The 19,792-nt window shown below is 42.9% G+C and carries 16 protein-coding genes; 9 read left to right on the forward strand and 7 right to left on the reverse strand.

The window, feature by feature from the left end:
- Positions 1-135: 135 nt before the first annotated feature.
- The 3 genes from carB to V5G28_RS05190 all read left to right on the forward strand — a co-directional run bounded on the left by carB (position 136) and on the right by V5G28_RS05190 (position 6,352).
- Positions 136-3,399, forward strand: a complete 3,264-nt coding sequence (gene carB / locus V5G28_RS05180; protein ID WP_332990435.1) for a carbamoyl-phosphate synthase large subunit — start codon at positions 136-138, stop codon at positions 3,397-3,399.
- 491 nt (positions 3,400-3,890) lie between these two features.
- Positions 3,891-5,048 (forward strand): sulfate ABC transporter substrate-binding protein, encoded by a 1,158-nt coding sequence (locus V5G28_RS05185; protein ID WP_332990437.1) that lies wholly within the window; start codon positions 3,891-3,893, stop codon positions 5,046-5,048.
- A 302-nt stretch (positions 5,049-5,350) separates the two neighbouring features.
- Positions 5,351-6,352: a PstS family phosphate ABC transporter substrate-binding protein gene (locus V5G28_RS05190; RefSeq protein ID WP_096568529.1), complete on the forward strand. Its 1,002-nt coding sequence runs from the start codon at positions 5,351-5,353 to the stop codon at positions 6,350-6,352.
- 562 nt (positions 6,353-6,914) lie between these two features.
- On the opposite strand, the gene V5G28_RS05195 is transcribed toward V5G28_RS05190, so the two are convergent.
- Entirely contained in the window at positions 6,915-7,061 is a 147-nt protein-coding gene (locus V5G28_RS05195) for a hypothetical protein (RefSeq protein WP_332990440.1), read from the reverse strand.
- Positions 7,062-7,641: 580 nt separating this feature from the next.
- Between V5G28_RS05195 and V5G28_RS05200 the strand changes: the two genes are divergently transcribed.
- The 3 genes from V5G28_RS05200 to V5G28_RS05210 all read left to right on the forward strand — a co-directional run bounded on the left by V5G28_RS05200 (position 7,642) and on the right by V5G28_RS05210 (position 10,323).
- Positions 7,642-8,598 carry an RNA polymerase sigma factor, RpoD/SigA family gene (locus V5G28_RS05200; protein ID WP_332990442.1) on the forward strand — a complete coding sequence of 319 codons (957 nt, stop codon included), beginning with the start codon at positions 7,642-7,644 and terminating at the stop codon, positions 8,596-8,598.
- A gap of 299 nt (positions 8,599-8,897) precedes the next feature.
- A complete protein-coding gene (locus V5G28_RS05205) occupies positions 8,898-9,242 on the forward strand; it encodes a DUF760 domain-containing protein (protein WP_332990444.1) in 345 nt (114 codons plus the stop codon).
- A gap of 634 nt (positions 9,243-9,876) precedes the next feature.
- Complete coding sequence (locus tag V5G28_RS05210) at positions 9,877-10,323, forward strand: DUF4332 domain-containing protein (protein ID WP_332990446.1); 447 nt, start codon at positions 9,877-9,879, stop codon at positions 10,321-10,323.
- 38 nt (positions 10,324-10,361) lie between these two features.
- Here V5G28_RS05210 and V5G28_RS05215 read toward each other — a convergent pair whose 3' ends face one another.
- Positions 10,362-10,976: a TetR/AcrR family transcriptional regulator gene (locus tag V5G28_RS05215; protein WP_332990449.1), complete on the reverse strand. Its 615-nt coding sequence runs from the start codon at positions 10,974-10,976 to the stop codon at positions 10,362-10,364.
- A gap of 192 nt (positions 10,977-11,168) precedes the next feature.
- Complete coding sequence (locus V5G28_RS05220) at positions 11,169-12,233, reverse strand: vWA domain-containing protein (RefSeq protein WP_332990451.1); 1,065 nt, start codon at positions 12,231-12,233, stop codon at positions 11,169-11,171.
- 275 nt (positions 12,234-12,508) lie between these two features.
- Here V5G28_RS05220 and V5G28_RS05225 point away from each other — a divergent pair, with 275 nt between their 5' ends.
- The 3 genes from V5G28_RS05225 to V5G28_RS05235 all read left to right on the forward strand — a co-directional run bounded on the left by V5G28_RS05225 (position 12,509) and on the right by V5G28_RS05235 (position 17,150).
- The gene (locus V5G28_RS05225; protein ID WP_332990453.1) at positions 12,509-14,086 is read left to right on the forward strand and encodes a M16 family metallopeptidase; all 1,578 of its coding nucleotides are present in this window, start codon (positions 12,509-12,511) and stop codon (positions 14,084-14,086) included.
- Positions 14,087-14,209: 123 nt separating this feature from the next.
- On the forward strand, positions 14,210-15,718 hold the full coding sequence (locus tag V5G28_RS05230) for a M16 family metallopeptidase (RefSeq protein ID WP_332990455.1): 1,509 nt from the start codon (positions 14,210-14,212) through the stop codon (positions 15,716-15,718).
- Between the two features lie 604 nt (positions 15,719-16,322).
- A complete protein-coding gene (locus V5G28_RS05235; RefSeq protein WP_332990458.1) occupies positions 16,323-17,150 on the forward strand; it encodes a hypothetical protein in 828 nt (275 codons plus the stop codon).
- Between the two features lie 145 nt (positions 17,151-17,295).
- On the opposite strand, the gene V5G28_RS05240 is transcribed toward V5G28_RS05235, so the two are convergent.
- The 4 genes from V5G28_RS05240 to V5G28_RS05255 all read right to left on the reverse strand — a co-directional run bounded on the left by V5G28_RS05240 (position 17,296) and on the right by V5G28_RS05255 (position 19,699).
- A complete protein-coding gene (locus V5G28_RS05240) occupies positions 17,296-17,490 on the reverse strand; it encodes a hypothetical protein (protein WP_332990460.1) in 195 nt (64 codons plus the stop codon).
- 51 nt (positions 17,491-17,541) lie between these two features.
- Positions 17,542-17,853, reverse strand: coding sequence for a hypothetical protein (locus V5G28_RS05245; RefSeq protein WP_332990462.1), 312 nt, complete (start codon positions 17,851-17,853; stop codon positions 17,542-17,544).
- A gap of 457 nt (positions 17,854-18,310) precedes the next feature.
- Positions 18,311-18,583, reverse strand: coding sequence for a hypothetical protein (locus tag V5G28_RS05250; protein ID WP_332990465.1), 273 nt, complete (start codon positions 18,581-18,583; stop codon positions 18,311-18,313).
- A gap of 333 nt (positions 18,584-18,916) precedes the next feature.
- On the reverse strand, positions 18,917-19,699 hold the full coding sequence (locus V5G28_RS05255; RefSeq protein ID WP_332990468.1) for a peptidylprolyl isomerase: 783 nt from the start codon (positions 19,697-19,699) through the stop codon (positions 18,917-18,919).
- Positions 19,700-19,792: the final 93 nt, after the last annotated feature.

The following is a 19,792-nucleotide window of genomic DNA, read 5'->3' on the forward strand; positions in this document are numbered from 1 at the left end:
CTGTAACCTATAACTTGTCCCCTATGCCCTCTGTATATAGAGAACTAAGAAAAGCTGATAATAAACAAAGGGACTAATGGGTGAAGACCCTTAAAATAATCAGGATTTATATTTTTTTACTCAAAAGCAACGACTATGCCGCGCCGTGACGATATCAGGAAGATTCTGCTACTCGGGTCTGGTCCAATCGTGATTGGACAAGCCAGCGAGTTTGACTATTCTGGCACTCAAGCTTGTAAAGCATTGCGAGAAGAAGGCTACGAAGTGGTGCTGGTCAACTCGAATCCCGCCTCAATTATGACCGATCCGGAAATAGCGGATCGCACATACATCGAACCGCTGACACCGGAATTAGTTGAAAAAGTCATCGCCAAAGAACACCCCGACGCCCTACTACCGACAATGGGAGGACAAACCGCCCTCAACATTGCTGTCGCTTTGGCGAAAAATGGGGTGTTGGAAAAGTACGGCGTTGAGTTAATTGGCGCTAAACTCCCAGCCATTGAAAAAGCCGAAGACAGGAAACTTTTTAACGAAGCGATGACAAAGATAGGGGTGAAGATGTGTCCGAGTGGGACAGCTTCATCTTTGGAAGAAGCCAAGGCGATCGCCAAACACATTGGCACCTATCCCCTGATTATTCGTCCTGCTTTCACATTGGGTGGTACAGGGGGCGGGATTGCCTACAACGAAGAAGAATTTGCAGAAATGGCACAAGCAGGTATAGATGCGAGTCCCGTGTCGCAAATTCTTATCGACCAGTCCCTACTTGGCTGGAAAGAATACGAACTGGAAGTGATGCGCGACTTGGCAGATAACGTTGTGATTATCTGTTCCATCGAAAACCTTGACCCGATGGGTATCCACACCGGAGACTCAATTACCGTTGCCCCAGCTCAAACCCTCACCGATAAAGAATACCAACGGCTGCGGGATATGGCAATTAACATTATCCGCGAGATAGGCGTGGAAACTGGAGGTTCTAATATCCAGTTTGCCGTCAATCCTGTAGATGGAGACGTGGTTGTCATTGAGATGAATCCCCGTGTGTCCCGTTCTTCGGCTTTGGCTTCCAAAGCCACAGGTTTCCCCATCGCTAAGATAGCGGCGAAGCTGGCTGTTGGCTACAGGCTTGATGAAATTAACAATGACATCACCAAGAAAACACCAGCCTCTTTTGAACCAACTATTGATTACGTCGTCACAAAAGTTCCCCGGTTTGCCTTTGAAAAGTTTCCTGGCGCTGAAGCTGTGCTGACAACACAAATGAAGTCGGTAGGGGAAGCGATGGCAATTGGGCGGACTTTTAACGAGTCGTTTCAAAAGGCGTTGCGTTCCCTGGAAACCGGACGCGCAGGTTGGGGTTGCGACCAAAAGGAAAAATTACCTAGTGGTGAACAAATTCGCGCCCATCTGCGGACACCAAACCCTGAACGCATATTTGCTGTACGTCATGCCATGTTGCTAAGCATGAGTATTGAGGAAATCTACGAGTTAACGGGTATTGACCCGTGGTTCTTGGATAAGATGCAGGAACTGCTGGAGGTGGAGAAGTTTCTGAAGCGGACACCGTTGCAGCAGTTGACAGAACAGCAAATGTATGATGTGAAGCGGCAGGGATTTAGCGATCGCCAGATTGCCTTCGCTACCAAAACCACCGAAGATGAAGTCCGTGCTTACCGCAAACAACTTGGTGTGATTCCAGTTTACAAAACGGTAGATACCTGTGCAGCAGAATTTGAGGCATTTACTCCTTATCACTATTCTACTTACGAAGACGAAACGGAGATCATGCCGACAGATAAACCCAAGGTGATGATTTTGGGCGGTGGTCCTAACCGTATAGGACAGGGAATTGAGTTTGACTACTGTTGTTGCCACGCTGCCTTTGCTTTAAAAGACGCGGGGTATGAGACAATTATGGTCAACTCCAACCCGGAAACAGTTTCCACAGATTATGATACGAGCGATCGCTTGTATTTTGAGCCGCTGACAAAAGAAGATGTGCTGAATATCATCGAAGCGGAAAACCCAGTTGGGGTAATTGTTCAGTTTGGTGGGCAAACTCCATTGAAGCTTTCCGTTCCCCTCCAAAAAGTTCTCAGCACTCCAAACTCACCACTCAGGACTCGAATTTGGGGGACTTCACCAGATTCTATCGATATCGCAGAAGACCGAGAACGGTTTGAGAAAGTTCTTCAAGAGTTAAATATTGCCCAACCACCAAATGGTATCGCCCGCACCTATGAAGATGCTTTGGTCGTTGCCAAACGCATTGGTTATCCGGTGGTGGTGCGTCCTAGCTACGTGTTAGGGGGAAGGGCAATGGAAATTGTCTACTCTGATGCAGAGTTAGAACGTTACATGACTTTTGCCGTGCAGGTAGAACCGGAACATCCGATTCTCATTGATAAGTTTTTGGAAAATGCCATTGAAGTTGATGTAGATGCGATCGCCGACCACACTGGACGAGTGGTCATAGGCGGTATAATGGAACACATTGAACAGGCAGGAATTCACTCGGGAGATTCTGCGTGCACAATACCTTCTATTTCTCTACCACCAATCGTTTTACAGCAAATTCGTACTTGGACGGTGGAGTTGGCGAAGTCACTTAATGTCATAGGGTTGATGAATATTCAATTTGCCGTTGTTGGCACGCAAAGTTCTTCGCCCCAAGTTTACATTCTCGAAGCCAATCCTCGTGCTTCTCGCACTGTACCATTTGTATCTAAAGCAACTGGCGTGCCATTGGCAAAACTCGCATCATTAATTATGTCAGGTCAAACCTTGGAGGAGCTAGGCTTCACCCAAGAAGTCATTCCAGACCACATTGCAGTGAAAGAAGCCGTATTGCCATTTAACAAATTCCCTGGTACTGATATCATTTTGGGACCGGAAATGCGTTCTACTGGCGAAGTCATGGGTATTGACAGTGACTTTGGACGCGCCTTTGCCAAGGCAGTATTGGGCGCTGGTGAGCGTTTGCCCATGACTGGTACAGTGTTCGTATCGATGAACGATCGCGATAAAGCAGCAGCGGTTCCTGTGGTCAAAGAATTTATCGATTTGGGCTTTGCTGTGATGGCGACGGATGGTACAAGTCGCGTCCTTCATGAACACGGTTTAGATGTGGAGTTGGTGCTGAAACTGCATGAAGGTCGTCCTCACGTCTTGGATGCAATTAAAAACCACAGAATTCAATTGATTATCAACACGCCTTCTGGGGAAGAAGCGCAAAGTGATGGTAGACTCATTCGCCGTACAGCTTTAGCTTACAAAATCCCCATTACCACCACGATTGCCGGGGCAAAAGCCATTGTCGCTGCTATCCGTTCCTTGCAAAATACAACCTTAGATGTGAAGGTTATCCAAGAATACACAACGGTAACTAAGTAGCATCCTTGGAGAGTGGGCAGATTAGATCCCCGACTTCTTAAAGAAGTCGGGGATCTTGTAATATCATGTCCGGCTATTTAGTTATGATTTCCACGTTAACTGCACCCCACCCCTCAATCCTCTCCCCCTTCGGGTATGCCTAGTGGGTACGGCCACGGCTATCGCCTGTACCGTGCGTCCTCCGGAGGAGGCACGGCACGCTACGCCTTCGCCCTTGGCGTGCGCTTGCGCTTACGCCAGTCGCCTGGGCGTGGGAAACCCGCCTGCAGCGCGCTTACTCACCGCTTGCGATCCGGGGAGGTGAAGCGCAGCTTTACCGGGGTGGGGTTACTCAGGTAATGATAAGTATTTAACCGGACTTGATATAACCCACGTGGGTAATTAATTAAAGAAAGATGAATGGCAGATGAAAACTATTGGTTGATTGACTTATAATACCGCAAAAGTACGGTAAAGCACTATAGTTACCGTAATTGTGTCGGAGAATCTTGATGAGCAACTGGCAAGATATGAAAAAATCAGGGATCTACTGGATCGAGGAAACTCAGACTTATGTTGTTAAAGTCTGGCGAGGAATTAGACACTGGAGTCAGAAATCACAAATACCAAGTTGGTCGAATCGACGTTCACTTCGAGACTTTGTGTGCCTTTTTTTGCTAGGAACGACTTTGAGCGTGGCGATCGCTGCCTGTGGAAGCAGTTCAGCTTCCAAAGCTGATGTAAAATTAAACCTCGTTTCTTTCTCAGTCACTCAAGCAGCTCACGATCAAATCATTCCCAAATTTGTAGCAAAGTGGAAAAAAGAACACAATCAAAACGTAACTTTTGAGCGGAGCTATGGTGGCTCTGGTTCCCAAGCCGATGCGGTGATTAAAGGCTCAATAGAAGCAGATGTGGTACACCTAGCACTTCCGCTTGACGTTAATAAAATTCAACAAGCAGGTTTAATTCAACCCCATTGGGAAGTGGAAGCTGCCAAAGGTAGCATTGTCAGCCGCTCCGTAGCAACTATCGTCACCCGCCCTGGTAATCCCAAAGGCATCAATACTTGGGAAGACTTGGCAAAAGATGGCGTCAAGCTGATTGCTGCTAATCCCAAAACTTCTGGTATTGCTATCTGGGAATTTTTGGCTTTGTGGGGTTCGGTGACTCAAACAGGCGGTGACGAGGCGAAAGCACTGGATTTTGCCACCAAAGTCTATAAAAACGTCCCCGTGCTAACAGCAAGTGCGCGTGATGCGAGCGATCTATTTTTCCAGCAAGGAAAGGGAGATGTCTTAATCAACTACGAAAACGAGGTATTTCTGGCTGAGCAGAAAGGTGAGAAACTGCCTTATGTAGTACCCGGAGTTAACATTTCCATCGACAACCCTGTCACAGTTGTGGACAAAAACGTTGAGAAGCACGGTACCAGAGAAGTTGCAGAAGCATTTATCGATTTTCTTTACTCAGCAGAAGCGCAACAAGAATTTGCTAAGTTAGGATACCGTCCCGTTAACCCCAACGTAGTAGAAGAAGCAAGTAAAAAGTATCCCCAAATTCAAACCTTCTTTACTGCTCTAGATTTGGGGGGTTGGGATTCACTCCAGAAGAAGTTTTTCAATGACGGGGGAATTTTTGACAAAGTTTGGACTGCTAGTAAGGCATAATACAGCAGAATTCAGGAGCCAGAAGTCAGAAGTCGGAAGTCAGAAGTAAAATTTGCTCGCTTGTCTTGTTTTTAGACAAAGCGCGTTGTACTGTCATTTACTTGCAATGCGCTGTAACTAATTCGTCTCTAGATTCTTTATCAAAGTCCAACTAGAACACCGAAAAGTCAGGCACCACAAATAAGCTTGCTGTAATTTTTTTCAAATTCTTGTGGGCTGGGCTGTCCTGTTCCCCAAAATAATGCAAACTTATTTGCGTCATAACTTAAAACAGTATTTCAAAGAACACAGGATTATAGATTATGAGCTTTTGCTATCAATTAAAAAGTCGTGCTTTACTCACATCTCTAATAGTTCTGACTTTCGGCATAACTTCTTGCAACAGTGCTGAAGAGAAGAAAAAAGAGGTGAGTGTGGATGGTGCAGCTGTTGGTTTTCCCATCTCTCTCGCAGTTGCAGAAGAATACCAAAAAGTTCAACCTAATGCCAAAGTAAGTGTTGCTTCAAGTGGTACTGGAGGCGGCATCAGTAAGTTTTGTGCTGGAGATATTGATATCGTGGGTGCTTCACGTACCTTCAGAAATGAAGAAATCAAAACCTGTAAAAAGAAGGGCATTAACTTTGTAGAACTACCTATTGCCCTTGATGGGATTGCCGTCATTACCAATCGTCAAAACAACTTTGCCCAATGTTTGACTATTGATGAACTTAAGAAAATGTGGAATGCCAAATCCACTAACAAAATCACCAGTTGGAATCAAGTCAATTCAAAGTTTCCCAACAAGCCGCTCAAGCTTTATGCTCCAGCTTCAGATACTGGAACATTTGATTATTTCACACAAGCTGTTACTGGCAAAGCCAAAAATAGCCGCACAGACTACACTCCTAGTCACAATCAAAACATCCTTGTGCAAGGAGTTGCAGGCGATCCTACAGCTCTTGGATATGTTGGCATATCTTATTATTTGCAAAACCAAGACAAGCTGAATTTAGTTGGCGTACAAAGTCCAAAAGGAAAGTGTGAAAAGCCAGTTCCAGTAGACAATGTTGTAAAAAATATCTATACTCCTTTGTCTCGTCCCCTTTTCGTTTATGTCAGCAAGAAGTCGCTGGATAGTAAACCAGCAGTCAAAGAGTTTCTTAAATTCTATTTAGACAATTCTTGGAAATGGATTGATTCAGTTGGTTATGTTTCCCTACCCGATGACGCTTACGTCAAGGTACAACGAAAACTTGTGACAGGTGAAACTGGTACTAAATTCCAAAAGGCAAAACCAGGCGAGCCTATTATCAACTTCATCTAAAAAGAACTTTCTTCTTCCTTGTTAAGTCAGTTATCAGTTCACTATACTTCTTGCAAAAGTATCATTTAAAGATATAGAGAACCACAGATACACACAGATTAACACTAATTATTTATCTGTGTGCATCTGTGTCCATCTGTGGTTTAATTTTCATAAATTTGTCTTTTGCAAGAGACTTCATGTACTTCGTACACAAGGAAGACTCTGTGTACCTTTGCGTTTCCCTCCCTTCGGGTATACCTGCGGCACGCCTGACGGCGTAAGTCCTGCGGACAGGCTCCGCCAACACGTAGTGTGGGCTTTGCGCTTACACCAGTTGCCTGCTCCGGGAAACCCTACCAAGAGCACTGGTTCACAGCGCTCCTCTGCGTTTAAAAACGTTACGAATTAATGAAATGCTGTACTAAGCAGTCTTGTTTTAGGTGGAGTTTAAATCTCCCGAAGTAACATAATTATCAATTATGAATTATCTTTTGGGCGCTAAAAAAAGTCACAATGATTTTTCAGGCTTGGTATCACGAACCGAAATGTATTGGGTAGGGTGGTTAGCGAGTCTGATCTGTCAGTAACACTCTCTACGCTTGCAGCGATCGCCCTTTGAACTATGCGCTGTCTTCCCAATCGCCACCTTAGGACAACGACCGACTGCGATCGCTCGTTGTCCTGCTCCCGAGTCAGTCAAAATACAATAGCAAAACGATTGTGCCATCGTCGATATTGATCATAAGCTACTTAAGATACGGTAAACCGGCTAGTTTACTGCAAGCAAATTTTCAGTAAAAATAAAATAAATAGCTCAGCCTGCTCAGGTTTTCAAGTTGAGATAAAAATAAAACAATGACTATAGACAAAGAATGATGGTTATTGTTGATTTATTTTAATAATTCTTAGAAAGTTTTCTTTTTGCATATACATTTATTAAAGAAGTTTCTAGACAATATTTGAATGATGTATTAGGCTTGAATGACAGGGAGCGCCTACAAAACTGCAGCCTAACAGCTAGTCAAGAATTCTCATAAATGTTACAATTATTAACAATACCTAAAGAAAAAATGTTGGACTGGTTACCTTCGATCTAACTATAGATACTTGAGAAAAAGGGGAAATAGCTGTAAGTTCTAGCAATTAAGAACCAAATTTGCAGACAATTAGCCGCCCTTGTTTACCCTGGCGCGTAAGTTGTGAAACACAGCATGGGTACCCAGTCTAACTGAGTAAACATGCAAGAAAAGGCATCTATCAGCTTTCTTACCATTCTGTCAAACCCGTCAAAACCGAAGAGTAGTGCCATGAAGACCGCTCAGACAGCCACAGACCTCGTGCGGACTTACCTGCGTGAGATTGGCCGTGTGCCACTATTATCCCATGAGGAGGAAATACATTATGGCAAACAGGTGCAGCGTGCAACAGCATTGCACGAAGTGAGGGAGTCGTTTGCCATCGGCTTAGGTCGTCAACCAACTTTAGAAGAGTGGGCAAAAGCGACAGGGCTAGAACCAACAGAGTTGAACGAAGCAATCGCAGACGCTGAGATTGCCAAGCGTAAGATGGTAGAAGCAAATTTGCGACTCGTTGTGTCTGTAGCTAAAAAGTACATCAAGCGCAATGTAGATCTACTCGACTTGATTCAAGAAGGTAGCATAGGGATGCAGCGGGGTGTAGAAAAGTTTGACCCAACCAAAGGCTACAGGTTCTCTACTTATGCGTATTGGTGGATTCGTCAAGCCATAACGCGGGCGATCGCAGAAAAAGGTCGTACCATCCGGTTGCCTATCCACATAACTGAGAAATTGAATAAAATCAAAAAGGCGCAGCGACAGTTATCTCAGAAACTAGGACGCGCCCCCACACCTTCTGAATTAGCACAAGAATTGGAATTGACTCCTAGACAAGTGCGAGAATATCTGGAAAAGGCACGTGTCCCCCTATCTTTGGATTTGCGGTTGGGAGATAATTACGATACAGAACTCGGGGAAATGTTGGAAGACCCAGGAGTTTCTCCAGAAGAATTTGTTGCTCAATCTTCTCTATCATATGATTTAGAGCGTCTCATGGGGGAACTTACTCCACAGCAAAAGGAAGTCATATCCCTGCGCTTTGGTTTGAAAGATGGGCAAGCACATACTCTCGCCAGCATCGGTGAAATCCTCAATATTAGCCGCGAGCGAGTGCGGCAAATTGAGCGGGAAGCCTTAACTAAACTCCGTAAGTTGAAAGCCGATATAAATGAATATCTGGCAAGTTAGTCATTTGTCGTTTGTCCTTTGTCATGTCATAAGTTGTTCACAAAGGACAAATGACGTATATCCTCGTAGACCTCGTCAGTGGGTCTAAGCGCAAGGTATGACAAATGACACTTAACAAATGGCACTTAGGTGAGACAATCCGTTACTTTTGGTACGGTTACACCGACTTTGGTAGTTCTAACTCGACTGTTACATTAGTTCATAGGAACATACGAAAGCAAAAGTTTTGTCATATACATCAAAGGCATTCACGACTGAACTAACACTAATGGCAGTTGTCCTACTAAAGGAGGTATAACGTGAGTAACCCATCAAATCGAGTTTCAGAATTTTTTGATAGTGAGTCAGAAACCAGCGACTTGCTGTGGCAGTATGTTAAATCCTTAAGTCCACAGACAGTGACCCAGTTATCTAAACCTTCTTCTGCCGAAGTCTTTCAGGTGATGGAGCGCAATATTGCAGGGCTATTGGGTAATTTGCCTTCTGAACACTTTGGTGTCACCATCACAACCAGCAGAGAGCATTTGGGTCGTCTTCTTGCCTCCGCAATGATGAGCGGTTATTTCTTGCGTAACGCCGAACAGAGAATGAACTTTGAAATGGCTCTGCAAGGTACTGAAACCAACAACACTGATGCTGAGTAGCAATTTGAAATTGCTGTTGAAGATTTCAGATTGTTGTGTTCATAAAAATGAATCCAAAACTCCCCTCTGCAAAATCCTTATACTCTCCCTCCCCTTGTCTCGGGAGCGAAGATAAAATAGCCCATGCGGGAGGGAGTCAAAAGAATTCAAAATTCAAAATTCGCTCATTCAAAAATAATACCCCATGGCTAAAGCCAGAGGCTTGAAGCTCGGGATGTAGCGCTTTTTTTTGTTTTCCATGTCGCGCAGCCACGGGCTTGTATCCCAACTGTTAATTCAAAATTTTTTCTTAAATTTTGAACTAAGAATTTCGCGAATTTTGAATTCAAAAAATGGTTATCTAAAATTTCAAATGTAAAAATATCTGGTGCAGTCTGCTTTTGATTAAGGAATGCTGAAAAAACGAAATAATTTTCCAACCTATAATACAATCAATACAAACTCGGCAGACACCAACTTAACTGCCGAGTTTTATATTTAAAGAGTGTATTTCTTTGTGAAGTCGGTGGGCATAAATAAACGCGCTCTAATGTAGTCAGGGCTTAAGCTGTTAGAAGCCTTGCTCTTTGGGGAAGATAACGCGCACTACGAACAAAGAATTTATGTTTATGTTTAATTTCACTTACTTAAAAGAATGTCCCCAAAACAAAAATCAAGTGTGAGTAGTATCTCATCTTGTCATTGGTCCATCGAGCAATTGCCTGGATTGAGCCAGCAGGAACAATCCCAACTGCAAAACTGTGGCATTACCACTACAGGGGCGCTTGTCAAACAAGGGAAAACCCCTGCGGATAGGCTAGCGCTAGCAAATAAATTACAGATTCATCTTCAGTATGTCAATAAATGGGTAGCATTGGCAGATTTGGCTCGTATTCCCAGTGTAGGAACACAATATTGTGGATTATTGCTGCATGCGGGTATTGGATCTGTGGCACAGTTAGCCGCTACCCCCACTCACAGATTGCACCAACAACTTCTGCGCTTTGTAGTCGCAACAATGCAACGGCGTGATTTGTGTCCTTCGATTGAGCAAATTCAACAGTGGAATCAACAAGCACGAACGATAGAAGAAAGAAGATAAAAGAAAAAAGAAAGAAAATAAAACAATTTCTTCACTCTTTACTCTTTTGCTAAAACTCCATTAAGGAAGATATCAGCTAGTCCTTCTGCCATTGCCTGCATTTGTTGGGGTGAGGCGTCTGGTTCCATAACGGTGTTGTTGGAAAACCCTGCAACGGCAAACATTCCTAAAAAAACTTTAGCGACCAGTGTTGCATCCATCTGACGATAGATTCCTTTGTCCATTGCCGTTTGAAAGAAGGCTTCGGCAACATTAGTCATTTTGACAATTACGTCAGACTGGATGCGATCGCGCAAGTCTGGGTGAAACTGTGCTTCCATGAAACAAACGCGCATTAAGTCAGCATTTTTATGGAAATTCCACATCCGGCGGCGCATAACCTGAGCAACAGCCTTGTAACTGCCCATTTCACTCAATTCTGTCAGCAAATCTGTCAAAATCTCCACCCAGCCTTGAGTTGCCACCTCAACCAAAATCGCCTTTTTATTGGAAAAATGACGAAACAGAGTGCCTTCAGCGACGCCTGCGGCTTGTGCCAAGTCACGAGTCGTCGTACCATCAAATCCTTGGGAGGCAAATAACCGCCTTGCCGCGTCTAGAATGCGGGTGCGTGTTTGTGCTTCGGAGGATGGGGGAGAATTAAAAAGTCGCATAACAGTTATAGTGATATATCCGGAAGAGGATGTGTAACATTATTGTCTAACGTTAAATGCAATAACTATAGAAAGCTTAATACAAGATTAAGACCCTAATGATATGGAAAGGACTCCAACAGCAGGTGTCTAAATTTTCATATGAGCAATACGCCTTTATGGTGGGGTGTTTTGTTGGAACGACTCATTTGATCAACGTGCCCAATCCTCCACTTCATACAGAAATCGTGTTTTTCCCATCAGTTTGCGATTGGCAGAAGTACTTTGTACAAACACAACGTATTTTTCCAGGTTGCTTGGTTTAATTCGCATAGTTGTCCCAGCAGGTAAACCGAGCATATCTCGTGCTGCTTCCCCTTCAAATAAATCGCCCGTTTTGCGATCCATGAGAATAATTTCTTTATGACCTTGAATAGTTTCTGTCTTCGTGAATTCGTAGAAGCCTCGTCCGACTTTGAACGTCAAACCATTCTCTAAGACAAAAGCTTTGATGGAAATGTCCTGATCCACGTCCAAAACTTGAAAGCGTCCAGGTGACACTGCTCGTAAATCTGCTTCCCCAAACTCATCAGAAGCATCACGTTTCAGAAGCGTGTTAAACATACGGTTCAAACCGCGATTCATCCGCCCCTGGTTTGCGACTTCTTGTTCATATGCCTGGAGTTGATCTTGAGACGACTGTTGGTAGCAAACGGATAGGAAGAAATCGGTGATGTAGGAAAACTGATCCAAATTGAGGTGAAAACCTCCAGACTGATCTGCTAATTCCTTGTAGAAAAGTGTTGCATGAGAACGATTTAATGCTTGAATACCATACACGGTAATGCCTAACTTTGTTAACTTCTCCAGTTCTTTTCGCCAATTCAGCTTTTGAGGCGTTTGAGCAGGCGCATGCGGAATGTCATCTCCAATGATCACAAGAGTTTTGATGCTGGTAGGCGACCAGGAGAAGGATTGAGCTTCGTGCAGGACGAGTTCATAACATTCGGGAGCATCGCCACCACCTGTGGCTTCGACAGTTTGCACAAAATTGCATATGGTATCGACATTCCCTGATAAATCCATGTGTTTTGTGACATAGGTAGACCCAGCATCACAATAGTCACCATGAGCAATAATGCCAATACGAATGCCAGGAATTTCATCGAGCAACCGAGTGACAGTGCTTTTGAGGTTGCGGCGAACTTGAGTCAAACAGGGATACATGCTCCCTGTAGTATCAAAGCTGAAAACTACTTCAATATTGCTACTAGCCATCAATCTCTATCTCCCAAATCAAATAACTCTGCGATCACCCCTTAGTTAAAGCTCTCAAAACTGTCAGGCTTCCAGATCCTTAGTATACTTTAACGTTCTAAATAGCAGCCTGCCTCGGGCTATAACAGCTATGGTGAAATATCCGGAACAGGATGTGTCGCGTTATTGTCTAAGGTTAAATGCAATCACTACAGAAAGCTTAAAACAAGATTAAGACCCTGTTGACTAAGTTACGTGTTTGGTGTTGTCATAGAAATTTACTTTTATTTTCGTGTATGAATAGGTTTAGTTGCTTATACCAAAGGGAAGTGAAAAACAAAGCAAGTCAACTTTTAGTCTCTTTTCTTGTAGCAATACTTCTTTGGTGGGGGTTCCTACCAGGAATTGCTCTAGCGAAGACTCAGACACCATCTGCTGAAAGTTCGATTCAACCCTATTTGAATCGGGTGATAAAGCAGTTGACAGAATTCCGTCTTGACAATGGTTTGAAGTTCATTGTCTTGGAAAGACATCAAGCGCCAGTAGTTTCTTTTCTAACTTATGCTGATGTTGGGGGTGTGGATGAGCCAGATGGGCAAACAGGTGTGGCACACTTTTTAGAGCATTTGGCTTTTAAAGGAACCACAAAAATTGGTACATCTAATTACCAGGTAGAAAAACCGTTACTTGAGCGTTTGGATCAATTGGCAGAACAAATAACAGTAGCAAAAGCAGCTAATAAAAAAGATGAAGTTGCTAAGTTAGAAGCTCAGTTCAAGCAAATAGAAGCACAAGCTGCTAAACTTGCCAAGCAAAACGAATTAGGACGAATTGTGGAACAGGCGGGAGGCGTAGGTTTAAATGCCAATACCTCCACGGAAGCGACTCGTTATTTTTACAGCTTTCCTTCCAATAAGTTAGAACTGTGGATGTCGTTGGAATCAGAAAGATTTCTAGATCCCGTATTCCGGGAGTTTTATAAGGAGAAAGATGTCATTTTAGAAGAGCGACGTCTGCGGGTGGAAAACTCTCCTATCGGCTTGATGATAGAAAAGTTTATCGGTACGGCTTTTCAAGCCCATCCCTATAAGCGTCCCGTGATTGGCTACGACCAAGATATCCGCAATTTGACACGCGAAGATGTGCAGAAGTTTTTTGACAGCTACTATGCACCCAGTAATTTAACAATTGCCGTTGTTGGTGATGTCAACCCCACTGAAGTTAAGAGACTGGCACAAATTTACTTTGGGCGTTTCAAGGCAAAAGAAAAAGCTGTTGCTCAAATCCCCGTAGAACCAAAACAAACACAAACACGGGAAGTGACTGTGGAGTTCCCTTCTCAGCCTTGGTATCTTGAAGGTTATCACCGTCCAGCAATAACTCATCCAGATCAGGCGGTTTATGAAATTATTGGTAGGTTGCTGAGTGACGGGCGTACGTCACGGTTATATAAGTCTTTAGTGGAACAGCAGCGGTTGGCACTGGCGGCACAGGGTTTCAGCGGATTCCCAGGAGATAAGTATCCGAATATGATGTTGTTTTATACTCTTACGGCTCCAGGTCACACGGTTGATGAGGTGGCGGTAGCTTTGGCTAAGGAAATTGAGAGGTTGAAAACTGAGCCAGTTTCTGCTACCGAGTTGGAGCGAGTGAAAACGCAAGCTCGAGCAGGTTTGTTGCGAATACTCGATTCTAATATGGGAATGGCGCAGCAGTTGTTGGAGTATGAGGTAAAAACTGGCTCTTGGCGGAATTTGTTCAAGCAGTTAGATGAAATTGTTGCGGTGACGCCTGCTGATATTCAACGAGTGGCGACGGCGACGTTTACGGCGGAAAATCGTACAGTTGGTAAGCTGTTGTCGAAGCAGAAATAGGAATTGAACTGCTAAGCGCGTATCCCTGGGATGCTTTGCGCTCTTGGCGTGTCCGCAGGACCAGCTTAGACGCAAGAGCTACGTGCAGCAGGCTAGAGCGCCAACAAGGAGGAGAAAAGAGATATGAAGAGGTTTAGGGGTAGAAGGGACAAGGTAAAAGTGAAAAGGTTTTTTTACTCGTTGTTGGTTTGTTTTGCGTTGGTTCCTTTGCTATGCTTTGGAGTGCTGAACACATCTTGGGCGGCGACGGCGGCAAAACATTACACAGAGTTACAACTGCCGCCACTACCTCAGGTGAAGTTGCCGAAGTATGAGCGGTATGTGTTGAACAACGGCATGGTTGTGTATTTGATGGAGGATCACGAGCTACCGTTGGTGAGTGGTTCGGCGCTGGTACGTACGGGCGATCGCTTTGAACCTGCACAACAGGTTGGTTTGGCTCAGTTGGCGGGTATCGTCATGCGTTCTGGAGGAACTCAAAAGCATACGCCAGATCAACTCAATGAGATTTTGGAGCAAAGAGCGGCTTCGGTAGAAACTGGTATTGGCGAAAGTGCTGGTAGTGCTTCTTTTGAGGGACTCAGTGAAGATTTGGAAACCGTGTTTGGGTTGTTTGCTGAGGTGCTACGGGAGCCAGTGTTTGCTCCAGAAAAGCTCGATTTGGCGAAAACCCAGTTGAGGGGTGCGATCGCCCGTCGCAATGACGATCCTGATGCTATTGCGAATCGGGAATTTCAGAAATTGATTTATGGCAAAGATAGCCCTTATGCCCGCACAGAAGAGTATGCAACACTGGATAAAATTTCCCGTGAGGATTTGGTGAAGTTTAAAGAGCAGTATTTTTATCCCAATAATATGATATTGGGAATTGTGGGGGATTTTGACTCGAAGAAAATGCGATCGCTCATTCAAGCGAAGTTAGCTGACTGGAAACCAAATCCGCAACTGGTTAAACCTCAGTTACCTAAAGTCGCGCAAGATAAAAAAGGTGGTGTCTTTGTTGTCAATCAACCGCAACTGACACAGAGTAGTGTTCTGATTGGGCATTTGGGGGGACAATTCAATAGCCCTGATTATCCAGTACTAGATGTGCTCAATGGAGTGTTAAATGGATTCGGTGGACGCTTGTTTAATGAAGTGCGATCGCGTCAAGGTTTAGCTTACTCCGTGTCTGGTTCCTGGAGTCCCCGCCATGACTACCCTGGTTTGTTCATTGCTGGGGGACAAACGCGCTCTGATGCTACAGTGCAGTTTGTCAAAGCTGTACAAGCAGAAATCAAGCGCATCCAAGCTCAAAGGGTAACCCCGCAGGAGTTGGCTTTTGCTAAAGAGTCTACTCTTAACTCGTTTGTTTTCAATTTTGCAGATCCTGCGCAAACATTGTCTCGCTTAATGCGATACGAATATTACGGCTATCCGTCCGATTTCCTGTTTCGCTATCAGCGTGCTGTACAAGCAACCACGGCGGCTGATGTGCAGCGGGTAGCGCGCAAATACCTCAAGCCAGAAAATTTGGTGACTTTGGTAGTGGGGAATCAAACCGCGATTAAACCACCACTGACGCAGCTAGCAACACAAGTGACGGTATTAGATGTGACGATTGCTGGTTCACCAAGCCAGGCGAAGAATTAATATGCGTTCCCTGGCGTTGAGCCAGGGAACGTTAACCGTGACAATTCGTACAAACGTTCAGAAATTGGTAGGTAACGCTGTCTTGACTCATTACCATGCGTTTTCAGACTGAGCCTGGTCAAGATTTTAAGCCTAAAAGGCAACTAAGCTGCTGAATCGTCCCTTAAATAGAGCAGACAAGGGCAAGATGAACATTTAAGCCAAATTTAAGGTAATTTCACATCATACAGTATTTGTATTAAGTATAGCTAGTAAAACTGCGTAAATTTGCCATTTCATCATTAAAGTGCCGTATAAGTTTAAATTTTGACCATAGCTTACACAAAATCGGCAAAGAAAATTCCAAAAGAGCTTTAGTATTAATACTTAACTAATAATTTACCTGCTAGACAGTTACCGCAAGATTACTGATGCGATAACTGCAGATTTTTGTTTGCCAAAACTGTTAAAAGCATCCTCTGTGACTGAAAAATTTTCTTTCCGCAGCGCAAAAGTAGCTCGAGAGCTTTCTGCGTTGCGTCATGCCTGCTTGTATCTTTACTCATCTAAGTAGTTAGGTGAGTCAATGACCTGAAAACCTCACAAGTATAAAAAGAGGATCGTTATGAAGCAATATCAAGCATTTACCAAGAGCTTCTTACTACTGCTTACTCCGTGCATAGCTAGCTCTATGTTAGCAGCGTCACCCAGTCAGGCTGCTACCTTAGCACGTTCTGAAGGAGTACTAGAGTTTACAAGATTTAGTCAAAACCCTTCGACAACTGGAACTGCTACTAACACTAACACTGTTACTATTGCCAATAATGGAATGGTGAATGCTTTTGCTAACGCAGAAGCAACTTTTATAGTTGCCCCACCAACAGCATCCAATTCATCTTTGAGCTTAGCCTTTGGTGAAGGGAGAGATTACTTAGGATTAGCAGAAAGTGAGGTTACAGTTATCGGTAACTTTGATGTAGATGCGAATACACCTTTTTCTTTTGACTTTAAAAGTAATTTAAACCTGGAAACATCAATAGATAATCCACAAGCAGAAAATGCAAGAGCTGCGGGGGATATATCTTTGGCTTTACTTGATACCACTACTAACAGTACCATTGACTTCTTCAGCCTCGCGGGAAATTTAACCACCCCAGGTGATGATGACTTTATCGCATATCAAAAAAGTGACAATATTAGCTTAGGGAATCCAGTCACTACGTCTAATTTTGGAGGAAATCAAGAATCTGCCACAGCTTCTATTCAGGGTTCTCTGCAACGTTATTTTGCTAACAACACAAACTTAACTTTGATAGAAGTTAAAAGGAATCAGGCTAGAGTGACTTCAGTGCCTGAACCTTCAACTTGTCTAGCTCTACTTTTCTCTTGTGGCGTAATTGCTGTTGCATCGAAAGGTAGACGCAAAGAAAAAACCTCAGCTTGTTCTTTGTAAGGAAAGATAGCCGCTGAGGTTTGAGGACAGGAGCATCCCTAAAAGTGCAAAGAAAGGGAGCCACCCTAAAAACACTTAATAAGTAATTGTTAACAGTGACCAGATGCAATAAAATATTGCGTCTGGTCATTTAATTTTTGCCCATCTATTTGGTATAAGAAGTAGAGCTAGATGTTGAGAAACTGCTACAACTATTATTACCAGATGAAACGTGTACAGAAACGCTTTGATTAATGTGGCTTTGATTATCGCCAGATGCTGTGGCTACGCTTTTTGCCTCGGCAATTATCTTGCCATTTGCTGAGACAATGCGTTTGATTACAACTTGATAGCGAGCCATGATTTTACAACCTATTGCATTACAAAGAAGTTACGAAAGCTTTAAAAACTCCTAGGTACTAGAACCTTGAACAAGATTGGCATTCATTGCAAAAGATGTGGTATATCTAACACCATTCTCAAGAGTACCAAATGCTGCGCCTGCGAAAAATTTGCCAAGTTTATCTGAGACTACATATCCATAATTACCAGTTTTTTCGTCACCGAAGTATTCTGTAGTGTAGTCCGCATCAGGATTTTTAATCGTAGTTAACAGGTTAGTTTTAGGCAAGTACAAAGTAAGTTCTAATCCGCCTTCTACTTGACTGTTACTATAAACTTCAGTGTCACAAAAACTGAGGTCGGAAATTTTTAATCTGCTCATAAAACACCCTGGAATTTTTTAATACATTTATGAAACCCCTTTTGAAATAGATATATCGCCGAAAGCTTATTAAAAGCTTTCAGCGATTTTTATCTAAGATGCAGATGAATGAAACAAAGAGTTAGACGAGACAGCTATAATGGATGTCTAACTGAAAGTCATTTTTAGCTGCTTATAAACGATGAAGTCAGACTAGCGGGAAGATCTGTAGGCAACACTGTAACTGTAGCTTAAACCTTCTGCATCGCTATCGAGACCGTATGCTTGAGCGGCGAGTTGCAACTGCACGCTGCATTTCTCATTTTTAGCCAAGAAGCAGATGAGAGTAACGGCTCGATTGTCTAGTGCATTCTTACAGAGAACTGGTACTAATTAAATTTTTAACAGTGTTGGCAGCTAGCTGGTTTTAAGACAGCCAAAAGCTGTGTAGCTTCTGGCTGTTGTTAATTACTAGTGACTAGTTGGTAGCAGCAATAGAGGTGCTATTAGAAGAATATGGAGTGGTGAAAGCGAAGGATTGGGTTACGGTATTGTCACCTTGAGCCTCAGCTTCCGCTGTAGCTGTATTGCCTTTAACGTCTACCTTTGAAGTAATGTATTTGTTGATGTTGAGGTTCTCGTTAACATAAAGCGAGGTTGTTTTGTAGCTGTAACCACTACCTAAATAAATACCACCAACAACATCTGCACCTTCAACAGCTTCCAAAAGATTCAAGTCTGAGATAATCATAGGTTTCTCCTGGGATTTGAATTAGTTTTTGTTACTACTTTGAAATTGGGAATTACTGGTGTAAGCTTTTTGTTTTCGCTTACATTTACTAATATAGCTTATTGTATTGAAAAAACAATAGTTTTTTGAAAAATTACTATTGTTTTTTCTAATCAATAAAGTAGTTTTCTATTATTTTATCCTTGAAATCTTATATGTCTTTTTACTAGTAAAAAGACATAACAAAAACCTCAAAATTTTTATATTGAGTTAATGTTTTTTAAATATATTTTTTTATTTTTATTATTTTTTTAGATATTACACCTCATTTTTTAATTTCCTAATAATACAAAATTAAGCCTGCTTACGAAATTTGTCATTTACTTGAAAACTACTGTCTGAGTCTGTAACTGTAATAATTTCCATGATTTCTATTTGCTGCTTTAACCAAGTAGAAAACATATCTTTAATAATGTTTTGACGTACCTCTTCATCTAATTTGGGTTGAATGATTTCTTCAACCCAAATTAGATGGACTCCTTTTGGAGTCACAATTGGCTTGAGTATTTCTGGCGGAGTCGCAGCAAATATAGCAGCAGCAATCTCCGGTCGAAAATCTGTGCGCCGTTTGATTCCTTGATAACCGCTAGCACGACGAAGTTCTGGATTTTGAATGTAAGAGCGGGCGATTTCTTGAAAAGTGATTTCCCTTTCTTGCAAGGCATAAAATAGTTCCAATGCTAAATCTCTATCATCGAATATGACTTCGTAGGTAACTGCTGCAACATAATTGAGTTGGTGTTCATAAAAGAACCGTTCGACCTTATCGGCGAATAGGTGATTAGCTAACTTTTTAGATAGTATGTTGTTATTGGCTAATTCTTCAAAGTCATCTAAAGACAGATGATGTTTTTTCAGCCATGCCCAAGTGTCTTTGGCTTGTACTAGTTTCTTCTCTAACCGCAGCCTATCTCCTTCCTGCTGTAGTTCTTCTTCTGATACTTGAATGCCTGCTTCTTGCGCAGCCTCAGCTATAATTTTTTGAGTCGCTATAGCTTCCACAACATCAGGAATTTGACAATAAAGTTTGATGTTGCGAATTATGTCTTCGCAGGAAATGTTCAAACGTTTTAACATGACACAATTCCTCTCGCTAATGGCTAAAGGTCTAAACCGCCTTTTTGCAATTTCTTAAAGGGATCTAGGATAAAGTCGATGACGCGCCGTTCG

It is taken from the genome of Scytonema sp. PRP1 (assembly GCF_036697665.2).
In the GTDB taxonomy this organism is placed as follows: Bacteria; Cyanobacteriota; Cyanobacteriia; order Cyanobacteriales; family Nostocaceae; genus Kalymmatonema; species Kalymmatonema gypsitolerans.